This is a genomic window from Flavobacterium sp. MMLR14_040 (assembly GCF_033657265.1).
GTDB lineage: Bacteria > Bacteroidota > Bacteroidia > Flavobacteriales > Flavobacteriaceae > Flavobacterium.
On record NZ_JAWVWO010000001.1, the window covers coordinates 89669 to 103785 of the forward strand.

Annotated in this window: 14 protein-coding genes; 8 read left to right on the forward strand and 6 right to left on the reverse strand. The window is 33.5% G+C overall.

What is annotated here, in order from left to right; genetic code table 11:
- Positions 1–147 precede the first annotated feature (147 nt).
- The 3 genes from SD960_RS00405 (at position 148) to xylA (ending at position 4608) form a co-directional block, all read left to right on the forward strand.
- On the forward strand, positions 148–1392 hold the full coding sequence (locus SD960_RS00405; RefSeq protein WP_318800205.1) for a cell surface protein: 1245 nt from the start codon (positions 148–150) through the stop codon (positions 1390–1392).
- 21 nt (positions 1393–1413) lie between these two features.
- The gene (locus tag SD960_RS00410) at positions 1414–3030 is read left to right on the forward strand and encodes a DUF5074 domain-containing protein (protein ID WP_318800207.1); all 1617 of its coding nucleotides are present in this window, start codon (positions 1414–1416) and stop codon (positions 3028–3030) included.
- Between the two features lie 252 nt (positions 3031–3282).
- Positions 3283–4608: a xylose isomerase gene (xylA, locus tag SD960_RS00415; protein ID WP_318800208.1), complete on the forward strand. Its 1326-nt coding sequence runs from the start codon at positions 3283–3285 to the stop codon at positions 4606–4608.
- Positions 4609–4686: 78 nt separating this feature from the next.
- On the opposite strand, the gene SD960_RS00420 is transcribed toward xylA, so the two are convergent.
- The 5 genes from SD960_RS00420 to SD960_RS00440 form a co-directional block, all read right to left on the reverse strand.
- Positions 4687–5049: a hypothetical protein gene (locus SD960_RS00420; RefSeq protein ID WP_318800209.1), complete on the reverse strand. Its 363-nt coding sequence runs from the start codon at positions 5047–5049 to the stop codon at positions 4687–4689.
- Between the two features lie 74 nt (positions 5050–5123).
- Positions 5124–6602 (reverse strand): FAD-dependent oxidoreductase, encoded by a 1479-nt coding sequence (locus tag SD960_RS00425; protein WP_413230371.1) that lies wholly within the window; start codon positions 6600–6602, stop codon positions 5124–5126.
- A 171-nt stretch (positions 6603–6773) separates the two neighbouring features.
- The gene (locus tag SD960_RS00430; RefSeq protein ID WP_318800211.1) at positions 6774–7082 is read right to left on the reverse strand and encodes a hypothetical protein; all 309 of its coding nucleotides are present in this window, start codon (positions 7080–7082) and stop codon (positions 6774–6776) included.
- A gap of 139 nt (positions 7083–7221) precedes the next feature.
- On the reverse strand, positions 7222–7719 hold the full coding sequence (locus tag SD960_RS00435; RefSeq protein WP_318800213.1) for a hypothetical protein: 498 nt from the start codon (positions 7717–7719) through the stop codon (positions 7222–7224).
- A gap of 123 nt (positions 7720–7842) precedes the next feature.
- Complete coding sequence (locus tag SD960_RS00440) at positions 7843–8700, reverse strand: AraC family transcriptional regulator (RefSeq protein WP_318800215.1); 858 nt, start codon at positions 8698–8700, stop codon at positions 7843–7845.
- A 192-nt stretch (positions 8701–8892) separates the two neighbouring features.
- Between SD960_RS00440 and SD960_RS00445 the strand changes: the two genes are divergently transcribed.
- From SD960_RS00445 to SD960_RS00465, 5 genes are all read left to right on the forward strand, one after another.
- Positions 8893–9090: a hypothetical protein gene (locus SD960_RS00445; protein ID WP_318800216.1), complete on the forward strand. Its 198-nt coding sequence runs from the start codon at positions 8893–8895 to the stop codon at positions 9088–9090.
- Between the two features lie 71 nt (positions 9091–9161).
- A complete protein-coding gene (locus tag SD960_RS00450) occupies positions 9162–10298 on the forward strand; it encodes a Gfo/Idh/MocA family oxidoreductase (protein WP_318800217.1) in 1137 nt (378 codons plus the stop codon).
- 132 nt (positions 10299–10430) lie between these two features.
- Positions 10431–11084, forward strand: coding sequence for a ferritin-like domain-containing protein (locus SD960_RS00455; RefSeq protein WP_318800219.1), 654 nt, complete (start codon positions 10431–10433; stop codon positions 11082–11084).
- A gap of 307 nt (positions 11085–11391) precedes the next feature.
- The gene (locus SD960_RS00460; protein WP_318800220.1) at positions 11392–11868 is read left to right on the forward strand and encodes a GNAT family N-acetyltransferase; all 477 of its coding nucleotides are present in this window, start codon (positions 11392–11394) and stop codon (positions 11866–11868) included.
- A 63-nt stretch (positions 11869–11931) separates the two neighbouring features.
- On the forward strand, positions 11932–13194 hold the full coding sequence (locus tag SD960_RS00465) for an MFS transporter (protein WP_318800221.1): 1263 nt from the start codon (positions 11932–11934) through the stop codon (positions 13192–13194).
- A gap of 471 nt (positions 13195–13665) precedes the next feature.
- Here SD960_RS00465 and SD960_RS00470 read toward each other — a convergent pair whose 3' ends face one another.
- Positions 13666–14040 (reverse strand): hypothetical protein, encoded by a 375-nt coding sequence (locus SD960_RS00470; protein ID WP_318800222.1) that lies wholly within the window; start codon positions 14038–14040, stop codon positions 13666–13668.
- Between the last annotated feature and the right edge of the window lie 77 nt (positions 14041–14117).

Sequence of the window (14117 nt, forward strand, 5' to 3'; positions counted from 1 at the left end):
CTTTTTATGATCGGTCTAAATTTTTAAGCATCAGGAATAAATAAAAAGTCCCATTTCAAATTTTGAAATGGAGACTTTTTTTATAATGCAACACATCAAAAATAAATAATTGCCCCTTACATCCATTAAAACTAATGCATCAAAATTATGAAGGAGAATAGTAATTCTAACTTTTATGAAAATGGAAAAATTCATTTTAAAATTTTAAAAATCGCACTGCTGTTGATTCTCTTACTTGAATTTATAGCGTGTGGAACCGATAAAGAAGAAGATTTAGGAGATGAAAATCCAACCGAAATACTTAAAGAATCCTACACAATAAACCGTTTTAAAGTTCTGAATATCATTACAGATCTGCCCGAAAATTCACAATTTATCTGGAGTATCAATGACTCTGTAATTTCTCAGAGTTCACAGCTGGATTTTATCAGTCCGTATTTAAAAAATTATCCGCTGACTTTAAAAGTTGAAACAAATGGAGTTATAAAAACTTATCAATCTATTATTAATGTCACCAAAGAAACCGGAAATTATAGCAAATACATATCCAATGTATTTGATTTTCGCCCTGCGATAGGTCAGTTTACAAACGAAATTCCGGAATATGTAAGCGGAAATACAGAAACCAATCTGATCAGCACAGCAAAAAAATCGCTTGTTGGGTCAAATTCCACCATGGTTTCGCTAGGTGGTTTTGGCGGTTATGTTGTATTTGGTTTTGATCATACGATTCCGAATAGGAACGGTCGTGATTTTAAGATTTTAGGAAATGCTTTTTGGGGAAATGAAGCCAGCGAAGCCCGTTCAGGATCTTGCGAACCGGGAATTATTTTAGTGGCCTACGACAAAAATAAAAACGGAAAACCCGATGAAGACGAATGGTACGAAATAGCAGGAAGCGAATATTTTAAAAACACTACTATAAAAAATTATAGCATAACCTACTTTAAACCAGAAGTTAATAAAGCTCCTGTTGCAGGAGATGAATTTTGGCAAGCTGATGTAGAATATATCAAATGGCAGGATAATTTAGGTAACTCCGGACACAAAACACAAAATTCATTTCACAATCAAAGTTATTATCCATTATGGATTTCTGACGCATCATATAGTCTTAAAGGAACAAAAATCGAAAACAATTTTTACAATCAAAGCGGTGCGGAAAATGAGTGGCTAGGCAAATCTCTTGATTTCGGCTATGCAGACAATGCCCCAAATAACGATGAAGCCTCTAATATCGACATTTCCTGGGCTGTAGATAAAAACGGAAACTATGTAAAACTTCCCGGTATCGATTTCATCAAAGTTTATACAGCAGTCAATCAGGAAGCAGGCTGGCTGGGAGAAGTTTCTACAGAAGTTGCCGGAGCTTATGATTTATACCTTAACTAATAGAATTTTAAATTAAATATAATGAAGAAAAATTACTTTTTACTACTGTTGTTTTTTGCCTTTTTTACAAACGCACAAGTAACAGATTTTACCAACGGATTTTTTATGGTCAACGAGGAGTGGTTTGGTCATACCAACGGATCTGTAAATTTTATAAATAATGATGGTACTATCAATTACAGGGTTTATAGTACGGCTAATAATAATCAGGCTTTTGGTGCAACAACCCAATATGGAACAATTTACGGAGATAAATTTTATTTCATTTCAAAACAAGCCAAAGATGGCGGAGATACTAATTATACTCCGGGAGGAAGATTAGTTGTGGCCGATGCAAAAACGATGCAAAAAATTGCCGGTTTTGATGTTATTGGCGGTGACGGACGTTCGTTTGTTGGGGTTAATGAAACCACTGGATATATTGGCGCATCAAATGGAATTTATCTGTTTGATATTGCCAACATGAAAGTAGGAAGTTTGATAGCAGGTACAGGCGGTGGACAGATAGGAATTATGATTCGTACCTCTCAGTATACTTTTGCCGTAAAGCAAAATACAGGAATTTTAGTGATCGATCCAAAAAACAATACGGTAATTAAAACAATTGCTGGTGTTTTTCATTCTATTGCTCAGGCAAAAGACGGAAGCATTTGGGGAATTCAGGATCAAAAATTAATTAATATTGATGAGCTGACTTTTGCAACAACACAATATGCAATTCCAACGACTAAATACATAGGAGCGTGGGGCGTTTGGAATGCAGGAAGTTTTACTTACAGCAACCAGCAAAATGCTTTGTATTGGATTAATTCTATTAACGGTTTTACTTCGGGAACACAAATCGTGAAGTTTGATGTGACAGAAAAAACATTCAATGAAAATTTCGCGTCAATTCCGGGTCAAACAACAACTTACAAGCAAATTCCTTATGGTGCGGCATTGCGTATTGATCCGGTTTCTGGGCAGTTAATTTTAAATACAACAGAAAACGGATTCGGAGCACATTTTCAAAAAAACTGGATTCACACATTTGATAATAGAGGGACTTTAATTAATACCAAAACTTTGGATGATTATTACTGGTTTCCTGCCGTAGCGGTTTTTCCTGATAATGCTGCACCAATCGTCAGTACTGCTTTACCATCTGAAATTTCAATAAGTGATCCTACAGTAATTAATTTAAAAACAGTTGTTTCAGATGCAGATAATTTGTCTGAAGCTATTGTAAAAACACTAAAATCAAATAGTAACACAGCTGTTGTTTCAGCAGAAATAAATACAAACGATGAGTTACTCCTGACACCTAAAATTTCCGGAGAAACAACAGTTGTAATAAGTTTCAATTCTAATGGTAAAATAGTGGAAAAAACGATTACGGTTAATTCGACAATTAATTTAGGAGTTGGCGACTTTAAAAAACTCGAATTAGGCATTTATCCTAATCCTGTTTCAGATATTTTGAATATTATAACAGAAGATGAAGTTTTGAGTATAATGGTTTATGATATTTCGGGAAAATCCATCAATACAAAAGTGAGCAACAACCAAATTGACGTAAGTGGTTTTGTAAAAGGAATGTATATCATCAATATCATAACAGACAAAGCAAAATACACACAGAAATTCATTAAGAATTAATCGACATATTTAGTTTTTTAGCTTAAAAAGAACCCCTTTTATCAATTTGGTAAAGGGGTTTTTCGGTTATAAACAGATAAGAAAGTGATGCAAGTTTGATTTCCCGATTGAATTATTTAAGCGGAATAATAGCAGATAAGTGTTAAAGTTAGGTTTTTTGAAAGAATTTTGGCTTATCTAATAGTCTTTTTGACTATATATTTGCCCTATTAGTACGATAAATTGTTTGAAATTATAAAAAGAGAAGGGGAGATGATAGTTTTAGGAGACAAAGAATATTACAAAGGAATTGGTCAAATTAATTTTGAAGGAAAGGATTCAGACAATCCTTTGGCATTTAGATATTATAATCCCGAGCAAATTGTGGCGGGCAAAACAATGCGAGAGCATTTTAAGTTTGCAGTTGCTTATTGGCATAGCTTTGGCGGAAACGGCGCAGACCTTTTTGGTCAGGCCACTCACAATTTTTCGTGGAATGAATTCAGAGAACCTATTCAGGCGGCAAAGAACAGGGCCGATGCAGCATTTGAATTTATAAGTAAAATGGGTTTTGATTATTTCTGTTTTCACGATTACGATTTGGTACAGGAAGGACAAAATTTTACACAATCAGAGTTGCGATTATTGACAATGACTGAATATCTGAAAGAAAAAAAGGCAGTTTCTGGAATCAAAGTTTTATGGGGAACAGCCAATTGCTCTTCTAATCCGCGATACATGAACGGAGCCGCAACAAATCCTGATTTTAAAGTTGTTGCGAGAGCAGCCGCTCAGGTAAAATTAGCTTTGGATGCTACAATTGCTTTAGATGGCGAAAATTATGTTTTTTGGGGAGCGCGTGAAGGATATCTAAGTTTGCTTAATACCGATATGAAACGCGAACTGGATCATATGGGAGAATTTTTATCCAAAGCAAGAGATTATGCCAGACAGCAAGGGTTTAAAGGAAACTTTTTAATCGAGCCAAAACCAATGGAACCCTCTAAGCATCAATATGATTTTGATTGTGCAACTGCAATTGGTTTTTTAAAAGAATATGGTCTGGATAAGGACTTCAAAATAAATGTCGAAGTCAACCATGCAACATTGGCACAACATACTTTTCAGCATGAGTTGGAGGTAGCAGCAATGTCGGGCATGTTAGGCAGTATCGATGCCAATAGAGGAGACTACCAAAATGGCTGGGACACGGCACAATTTCCAAATAATATACAAGAGGTTACAGAAGCTATGCTGGTTTTCTTAAAAGCAGGTGGTTTACAAGGTGGCGGAGTAAATTTTGATGCTAAAATAAGAAGGAATTCAACAGATGTAGAAGATATTTTTCTGGCACATATTGGCGGAGCCGATGTTTTTGCCAGAGCTTTGCTTGCGGCAGATAAAATTATAACATCTTCGCCTTATGAGAATCTACGACAACAGCGTTACAGCTCATTTGACAGCGGAAAAGGAAAAGAATTTGAAGAAGGAAAATTAAATTTTAAAGATTTGTACGATATTGCCCTCGAAAATGGTGAATTCGAATTGCAAAGCGGAAAACAAGAACTTTTCGAGAATATTATTAACCGATATATCTAGTTTTCAGTTTCTTATTTAAAAAAGAAATCGAACATAAAATCAAAATCCTGTTTCTTATGAAATGGGATTTTTTTATTTTCATAACTTATTCTTTTCCTCGTATTCTTTCACTTGTTTTTTTGTAGAAAGTCCTTTCCAGCTCAATTCAAGTATTTCAGTCAGTAATTTTTGGTTGTAGTTGTGTATCCACATGCAGATGTAAGGATAAGCTTTAAAATGGTCCGGCAAGTGAAAAATTTCAGGATGACTGTCTAAATACTTATCCCGAATGTCAAAATCAAGCCTTATCGGAATAAATTCTCCGCTGTCATGAAGTCGGCACATTAATTTTCCCCGCACTTTTACAGAGGGAGTTCCTTCATGCGAAACACTTTCTTCGGTATTAGGAAATGTCAGCGCAATAGTCTTTACTACTTCAAAATCGGCATAATTAAATTTCATTGCATTTTTTATTATTTGTTGCGTTTCGTTTATTCAAACATTTAATAATCAATTACAAAGATCAGAAATAGTAACTAGTCTTCGCTATTTTTTTTCTTTAAACAGCGTCCTCTTGGTTCATCCCCTTCAAAAAGTACAATTTCAGAATGAAGAAATTGAGCGGCTTCGGCAGAATCTTTTACTTTCGTAGCACTGCGTTCTAACATGGCAGATTCAAATTCATTTAAAACACTTTTTCTTATTCCCACTTTTCGCCATTGTGATCTGGGGTTGCATCCTTTTGTGATTCCACGAGCGAGTGTAAGCGCATCTAGCAACGCCTGATTTGCACCTTGCCCTTTAAAAGGACTCATGGGGTGAGCCGCATCTCCAATTAGCGTGACCTGTTCGCCATTTTCCAACAATTCCTTTGTGAGTAATTCCCTGTCATACACAGGATAACCGGAAATCTGCGCTGGAAGTGTTGCCGCCATAATTTGCGGAATAGGATCGTGCCATTGCGTTCGTCGGCAAGCTTCTTCCTTAAGTGCCTGAGGTCCTTTGGCACTTAAAGCCTTAGCCTCATCTTCTGTCATCGGAAAACTAAGCTGCCACATTACAGAATCTGCTGTATAAGGCATGATATAAATTCGTTCATTTCCATTAGCAGTTTGAAATACTGTAGCAGAATCTAATAAAGAACTATTTATACCTTGGAGAGAACTTAAAGGACAAATTCCCAATATTACAATACAATCAAGATAACGCAAAGGCGCACTTTCTTCACCAATCAACAATTTGCGAACCGAACTTCGAATTCCATCAGCTCCAACTACAAGATCTGCTTTGGTAGTCTTTATTTCACCATCTACCTGAAAATTAAGCGCAACGCGTTTATCACCAGATTCTTTAAAATTTATCAATTGATGTCCCCAATGTACAGCCTTATCTCCGCCTAATTGCTCCAATAGCGCTAAACGCAAAGCTTGTCGCGCAATATGAATATTGGTACGTTTGGGAGGCATTTTTTTATCTGTATCTATCCATTTTCTGATTCCCCATTCGCCAATCACTTTTCCTTCAGTAGTATGAACCAAATGTTTTGTAGAAATCACGCCATCTTTCAACGAGAAAATACCCAATCCTTCAATCGCTTTACTGGCTTGTTGCAGTGTAAGTCCGTAACCCTGAGATCGCGCATTGAAGTTGCTGTCACGCTCATAAAGAGTAAAAGGAATTCCCCGGTGCAGGCAGGCGACAGCCAGAGCAACGCCGCCAATTCCGCCGCCAATAATAGCAACATGAGGATAATTTGCCTGATCTGCCGCCGGAGGATTAACAGCAGGAAGTAATCCGGATCCGGAACAATTTAAACAGGTATATAAGTGTGCTTTAGGGCGAATAGGAGGAGTTCCTTCGCCGTTTGTTTTTTCAAATTCATCAAGTGCTGTTTGGTAAAGCAGTCGTACTTTTTTGCTAAGCCTTTGACTTTTTTTGCCTCGTCCCTGACATTCCGGACAAATAGTCCAGCTTCTTTCTTCATTTTCGATTGTATTCACGTCCTCTTTTTTCACTTGATTTTTACAGCCTTTTAGTAGAAAAAAACCTATAAGTTTATTTTTTTTCCTGATGTTGGCAATTGGCAAATTTAAGCAAAAGATTATCGGTACAAAAGTGCTGGGGAATTTTCGAAGAAAACACAAAAAAGTCACAAAAAAACCGCCTGATTTACAGACGGTTTCATATTATTTGTTTCGATTAGGATCGGTGAACTCTTCATCGTCTTCATCCAAATCATCCGGCGTTTCATCATCAAATTCCTCTTCATTATCAAATTCGGTATTTCCGCCGTTGTCGAATTCTTCGTTATCCAATTCCTGAGGATTTTGCTGGTTTATTTCTTCGGTACTTAAATCATTCCCGTAATCCGGCTCTGCATACTCTGTTATCGAGTGATCTGTTGAAGGAGATTCAATTTCCATTCCCTTATTTATTTTATCATCTTGAAAATTCTGGTCGTCCTGACGGTTGTTTTCTAATTCATCTAAATTCATAATATAATTTTTTAATTATTGTAGTTACAGTTTACGGATAAGAACCTCTTTTCCTTTTTTATAAAATTAGAAAAGATGCCCCGCTGTATTTTACAGTTATTATACTATGTAATTATATAATTTACAGTTTATAAGATGATTATAAGTTGGTTGTAACTTTATTCGTTTTCTTTTGAGTTATAAATTGATAGACAGATCCTGCAATAAATAAGACTAAAAGAAGGAGTAATGTTTTCCCAATCAAAGGATCATTGATGTCTTTTGCCAAAGGATGCCCAACCGGAATTCGGGTAAACGTTTCATTTACAGTAGGAAGCATAGACAGTAAAAAACTAAAAGAAAGAGCGAAGTTTTCAAAATAGCGTGCCCTGCCACTTTCTTTTTTTCGGGAATAAAGAAAATAGGCCGCCAAAATTAAAATTACAACAAGTAACGATAACACATGTCCCGGGTTAAAACCGCCATGTTTTGATAAGCCCAAAGCAGTTAATGAAGTAATCAAAGTGGTATAAAAATAGATTTTTCCGGTAAGTTTGCTTAAATCTATTTTACCATATTTTATGAATGATATAAGTGCGGCCACAATTGCAGCAACACCAATAAGGGTATGAAAAATCCCTAAATTTGATAGTCCCATCTTAATTATATTTAAAATTCTATGTCATTATTGACAATGCAAATTTGCAATACAAAAAGTGGAATTATTTTGTAAAAAAGCTCAATTATTTGGCAATTCAGTTCAACTGAAATAAACTTTTTTCTATTGATTTTTATTTAAATTCAATCGATAATTTGTAGGGGACATTTTGTATTTGTCGTGAAAACTTTTGGTGAAATTGGCCAGATTATTAAAACCACAATCAAAAGCAATATCGGTTATGCGTTTATCAGAAAACGAGAGCAATTCTGCTGCATTTTCAAGCCTTTTTGTTTTGATATAATTTGCCGGAGACGCGTTGTACAATTTTGTAAACTCTCTTTTAAAAGAAGAAATACTAAGATTGGTTTTCTGTGCCAAATCTTCAATGCTAACCTGCAAAAACAAATTGGCTTCTATAATTTGTTTAAAAGTATAAATAGTTGGCGAAAAAAGTTGGGACAATATAACCTGAATCGTTTCTGCATTTTGTGTCTGCGATAATAAAAGTATGATTTCTTTTAATTTTAAAATCAAAATTTCATCATTTACCAAAGATGGATTTTCGAAATAAAACAAAAGCCCTTCAATATATTTCCGAATCAAAAAGTCATTATTTATTTTTTCGTTTGACTGATTGGTAACATTATTTTTTGGTTTTTGAAGCACGAAAGGAAGTTCGCGATCATAGATTTTTTTTAAAATATCAGTATGAAAACTAATGACAACTATTTCATTTGAACTGTTTGAATTTGAGTTGGTTATCTTTTTTCCTGTATTTAAACAATTTAAAAGTACCGAATAATTTCTGGGAATATCAATTTGTTTGTCGTCTACATGAAATTGAATATCACCTTCAAGCGAAAATAAAAAACAAGCGTAATCTGAAACAGGAAAATCAAATTGAAATGGTGTTTTTATGGCTACTTTTTGCATTAGCGTTTTTCCAAACAAATCAATTTTTTTATAATCAGTAACCATTTATATGAAGATATTTTTTTGTAAAAAATTGTAAGAATAGAAGGTTCGATTTACTTCCGATTCAAATTTAGGTAATTAACAGATTGATTTCCTTTTTATTCTTAGTGATATTTTTATAAGTTTTAGCAAGGATTGTATAAGGATAAAAGCTTCTATATCAAGTAATTTTAGAAAAATTAAAATTTACTAGATATGAAAACGAACAATCAAAATTCAAATCACTCTGATAAAAGTGGATTTGATAATCGAAGTGACACTAGAAAACATCAATATAAAGAACATGATGAAGTTCTGACAAACGATGAAAATTATGATGCCGACACTAAAAAATTTAAAGGTAAAGAAGAGCCGGAATTAGATGATAAATTAAATAACGAAGAAAAAAAATAAATTAAACAAACGTCTCAAATTCTATTTTGAGACGTTTTTAATTTAAATAAGTAATTGTTTATTAAGATGATATGAAAAAATATAAAGTTGGAATAATTGGTTATGGAGGATTTGGGAAATTCCTTCATCATTGGTGGAGCAAATTAGAAAATATTGAAGTTGTGGCTGTTGCCGATTCCGGTCATCACTCGCAGCATGTGGAAAACTGCAAAGTTTATCACAATTGGAAACTCCTGATTAACGATCCGGATATAGAGATTGTAAGTATTGTTACGCCGCCCAACCTGCATGTTGAAATGGCTTGTGAAGCCATGAAAGCGGGAAAACATGTTTTGCTGGAAAAACCGGTAGCCCTAAGTGAAGAAGGTGCAGAAGAAATTTTAAAAGTTCAAAAAGAAACCGGTATGGTCATTACAGTGGATCATATGATTCGCTATAATTCTATCATTCAAAGCTTTATGAAAATAGGAAAAAGTGGTGCATTGGGCAAACTGAGACATGCGGTTGTCAATAATTATGCTCAGGATGCCGCTTTGCCTATCGATCATTGGTTTTGGGACGAAGCAGCTTCGGGTGGTATTTTTGTAGAACACGGCGTACATTTTTTTGATATTATTAATGCTTTAAGCGATGAGCATTATAGTGAAGTTTATGGCTGTTCTCATCCTCGTAATGAATCGCAGCGGGATAGAGTGGCTGCTCTTGTATTGTATAATGATGGGCTTATTGCAAATTATTATCACGCCTTTTCCGGTCCCGGATTTTTTGAACAAACGACCATAAATTTGGTGTACGATTTGGCACGCATAGAAATTGAAGGCTGGATACCATTAAAAGGAAAAATAAAGGCAATGGTCAATCAGCAAAGTAAGCAGCAGCTGGAAAGTATTCCGGGCTGGAAAATTGAAAAATCCGAGTCGATAAATAATCTCGGAGATGTTTCAAGACCTGAAGGCTGGGGAGATTCTGAAGATTTATCTGCAGATAATAAAGATTTAATTTACTGTGGCGGAATCGGTTATGAAGTCGAGGAAATGATTTCGGGTACTTTTGAAATCAATCAAAATAAAGGAGATGTATACGGAAAATGTGTACAATTAATTCTTTCGGATATTATTAAAAAGATAGAAAATAAAGACCATAAACTTACTATTACTGTTGAAAATGCTGTTGAAGCATTGAAGATTGCTGTTCTTGCTTCAAAATAAATTCTAACTCCTTGTAGATTTTGTAATAATCTCATTTTCTTGTGTTTAAATAGTGTAAACATTAAGGGAATTTTTGTAAAATTATGTTTTGTTGACTCCCTAAATTTGGAATTATTCATAAAATTTTGAATTATGAAAAATACAGGAAAAAATACAAAAGCGATAAATGACAAAAATGAATTTGTCAGAAAAAATAGTGAGCCAGCAGTTTCAAAAGATGATTTGGCTGAAATTCTAAATGCGAATTATTGTGCGAAAGACCTTAGGGATTTATTTACAGAATCTATTAAGGAAATTTATCTGGCAGAGAAAAAACTGACTGAAGAATTGCCGAAAATAATAGAGAATACGACGTCAGAATATCTTCAAACAATGATTAAAGAGCATCTTGAGATTACAAAAAATCAGCTGGCAAGACTTGAAGGACGGTTTGAAATTATGGAAGAAGAAGTATCAGACGTAAAATCTGATGCGATAGAAAACCTGATTAGAGAAGGCAAAAGAGTAATAAATGAAACCGAAGAGGGCCCTGTTCGTGATGCGGGAATTATTGCATCACTGCAAAAAATCAAACATTATGAAATTGCAGCATACGGAACTCTGGCTGCATTTGCCAAAACCTTGGGAGAAGATAATTTAAATGTTCTGCTGAAACAATCATTAGAAGAAGAAAAAGAGGCCGATGTACAATTGACAAAAGCAGCTTTTAATGCCACAAATTTCAACGCGGCACGTGATGAAATCAAAGCAAAAAATAATATTAGGGGAATTGCAAAAACGGTTTAAACTCTTATTTTTTTATAAACGGTAAAGATAAAATTGACTATAATTTTGTGATTTACTTAGTTTTTTTGCCAAAAACAGTAACACCAAAAGTGTGCTGTTTTTGGCTTTTTTTATTTACACATTCTGGTGTAAAATCTGACAGGAAAAAAGCGAATATTTTGCCCGAAAAAAATCCAATTTTAAGGCTGAAAAATGATGCTTTTTTCATTAAAAAAAAGTACATTTACAACGTTAAAAAAACAAGATAAATTACTTAATAATTCATTGTAAATGAGGGTTTTTGCTGGATTTTTCTTAAACTTTTATTATGATGAATTTGCATGATATTTCAGAAATAGATTCCAATAATTTTGAGTCGGTAAAAGACATCATTTTTGAGTCAAAATTAATAGATGAAAAACTATTAAATTTAGAAAATGCGGTGTTGTTTATTAAGTACAAATTAGACCGAAATAAAGCTAAAGTTTTTGTCAAAAAAGAAGATGGAATTCCTGTTGCATTTATACTGCTTTATTACAAAGTAAATCCTCTTTCAAAAATAAAATACAATTGGCATATTTCTTATTTATATGTCAAACCAAATTTTAGAAGAAAATATATTGGCAAAGAAATTATAATGAAATGTATTGATTTTGCTAAAAAAACAAAAGTCGATCATATTTCCTTAAATACAGATACCGAAAATTTTGCAGCCCACCAGCTTTATGAGAGTTTTGGTTTTGTACGGAAAAATTTTATCTCCAACTATTATTATTACGAAATGAAATTAACATACGACGAATAAAAGAGTTTTTGAAATCACCTGCCTATAAAATCTATTATTACTTATTACCCAAATCTATATTTTATGATTACAACATTACTTAAAAATTATTTAAAAAATTTCAGTCAGTTTTCTGTAGAGGTTAAAGTTTTAGCCATTACAACTTTTATTAACAGAATAGGTGCGATGGTTGTGCCGTTTCTTTCTAAATACATGATGGAACAACTTCATTTTACCTATAGTCAGATCGGGTGGGTGATGGTGTTTTTTGGTGTAGGTTCTTTTATCGGAACCTGGATTAGCGGAAAATTATCTGATAAAATTGGCTTTTATAAAGTCATGGTTTTTAGCTTATTCACCAGCGGACTTATCTTTATTTTGCTGCAGTTTTTAACCACATTTTATAGTTTTTGCTTTGGAGTTTTGTTACTAACCACAGTTTCAGACATGTATCGACCGGCAATGTTGGTTTCACTAGATACTTATGCTACCAAAAGTGAAAGAACAAAAGCCTTATCGTTAATTCGATCTTCTGTAAATCTCGGTTTTATGTTTGGCCCGCTGATTGGCGGAATCATTATCACTGTTTTAGACTACACGTTTTTATTTTACATTGATGGCTTAACCTGTATTTTGAGTATTTTATTATTTGCTATTTATGTAAAAGAAAAAAAGTTGCCTTTTAAACTTAATAGTTTTAAATATTTAAAAGAAGGAAATTCGATTTTACAGGACAAACCATTTTTAATTCATTTGGTTGTTACGTTAATAACGGGTATTCTGTTTTTTCAAATGTTTACAACACTTTCCCTTTATTACAAGGAAGTATTTAATTTTTCAAGTGTAGAAAGCGGTTTGTTTTTGGCACTAAACGGAGTACTAATATTGCTTTTTGAACTTTCGATTGTGAGTTATGTAGAATCTAAAAACATCAATAAACTTTTAATGGTGGCCTATGGCGTACTGGCTATGTCGGTGAGTTACTTATTTTTATTAATAGAACACAGCATTTTTGCCCTTGTAGCCATGATGGTTTTTATGACTATCGGGATTATGCTTACTTTTCCTTTTGCAAATTCGTTTGTAAAAAACAGATCTCTTAAAAAACAGGAAGGTAAATTTATGGCGGCTTTTACCATGAGTTATAGTGTTGCCCACATTTTGAGTACCAAAACAGGTATGACAATTGTAACCGATTATGGTTATGAAACCAATTGGGTATTTTTAACGGGTTTAGGATTTGTAGGTTTTCTTTTGGCTTATCGTTTGGTTTTTATTGTAACAAAAGAAAGTGAAACTATCAAGAAGAAAATTGTCAACTCGATTTTTACAACTACTGCTAAGTAGTTTTTTTATAATGACTGTTTTTTAACCGCAGAGTTCGCAAAGATTTACGCAAAGTTCACAAAGCTGATTCACACAGCTTTGTGAACTTTGCGTTTTTACTAAGTTCGCAAAGTAAAAAACGTCGTGACCTCTGTGGTTAAATTTTTATTCGGACTGTTTTTTTAAACGCAGAGTTAGCAAAGATTTACGCAAAGTTCAAAAAGATTTTTATTTAGATATCCTTCGGAATATAAAGTTCGCAAAGCTAAGTCAACATAATGCTTTGCGAACTTTTGTTTTGCAACTCCCAAAATAAAAGAACCTTGCGAACTTTGCGGTTAAATTTTTATACAGTCATTATAAAAAAAAAGCTCGTTGAAATTATCTTTCAACGAGCTTTTTTATTTTGATTTATATCCGGATTTTTCACATCATAATAAAAATCAGATCTAACAGAAAACGATTTTATGAAGATTTCTGATTTAAAATCGATTACATTTTTTCAGTAATATCTTTTTTAAATTTGTTCAAAAGAGCTTTTGTCATTCCTAAATTTGCTTTATTAGAATCTACAGCCAAATAAATAAAATATTCATTGTTTTCTGAAATATCAATAATGTGAATTTGATTGGTTAAGGTAATCATGATATCATCAATTCCCTGGTCTAATCCTAAAGCACTTATGGCATTTAATTTTGCTTTTACTACTTCTAAGTTAAAAGCCGAAGCCAACTCAGGATCGAAACTCGCAACAGCAGAGTCACTAAAATAAGAAATACCACTTTTAATTTCGGTTACTGCAACTGCAATATAACCTGGAATGTTTTTTTTAACTTCATCCCCAAATTGTTGTAAAAAATCTGACATATTAAATTGTTTTAAATTATTGTTTGTATTTGTTAATAGCGTCTAATAGTTTGATGACAATTAAACAGAGATTAAAT

What these genes read in the sequence shown, in the direction of transcription:
- SD960_RS00405 (WP_318800205.1), top strand. Translation starts at nt 148, where the DNA reads ATGAAGGAGAATAGTAATTCTAACTTTTATGAAAATGGAAAAATTCAT.
- SD960_RS00410 (WP_318800207.1), top strand. Translation starts at nt 1,414, where the DNA reads ATGAAGAAAAATTACTTTTTACTACTGTTGTTTTTTGCCTTTTTTACA.
- xylA (WP_318800208.1), top strand. Translation starts at nt 3,283, where the DNA reads ATGATAGTTTTAGGAGACAAAGAATATTACAAAGGAATTGGTCAAATT.
- SD960_RS00420 (WP_318800209.1), bottom strand. Translation starts at nt 5,049, where the DNA reads ATGAAATTTAATTATGCCGATTTTGAAGTAGTAAAGACTATTGCGCTG.
- SD960_RS00430 (WP_318800211.1), bottom strand. Translation starts at nt 7,082, where the DNA reads ATGAATTTAGATGAATTAGAAAACAACCGTCAGGACGACCAGAATTTT.
- SD960_RS00435 (WP_318800213.1), bottom strand. Translation starts at nt 7,719, where the DNA reads ATGGGACTATCAAATTTAGGGATTTTTCATACCCTTATTGGTGTTGCT.
- SD960_RS00440 (WP_318800215.1), bottom strand. Translation starts at nt 8,700, where the DNA reads ATGGTTACTGATTATAAAAAAATTGATTTGTTTGGAAAAACGCTAATG.
- SD960_RS00445 (WP_318800216.1), top strand. Translation starts at nt 8,893, where the DNA reads ATGAAAACGAACAATCAAAATTCAAATCACTCTGATAAAAGTGGATTT.
- SD960_RS00450 (WP_318800217.1), top strand. Translation starts at nt 9,162, where the DNA reads ATGAAAAAATATAAAGTTGGAATAATTGGTTATGGAGGATTTGGGAAA.
- SD960_RS00455 (WP_318800219.1), top strand. Translation starts at nt 10,431, where the DNA reads ATGAAAAATACAGGAAAAAATACAAAAGCGATAAATGACAAAAATGAA.
- SD960_RS00460 (WP_318800220.1), top strand. Translation starts at nt 11,392, where the DNA reads ATGATGAATTTGCATGATATTTCAGAAATAGATTCCAATAATTTTGAG.
- SD960_RS00465 (WP_318800221.1), top strand. Translation starts at nt 11,932, where the DNA reads ATGATTACAACATTACTTAAAAATTATTTAAAAAATTTCAGTCAGTTT.
- SD960_RS00470 (WP_318800222.1), bottom strand. Translation starts at nt 14,040, where the DNA reads ATGTCAGATTTTTTACAACAATTTGGGGATGAAGTTAAAAAAAACATT.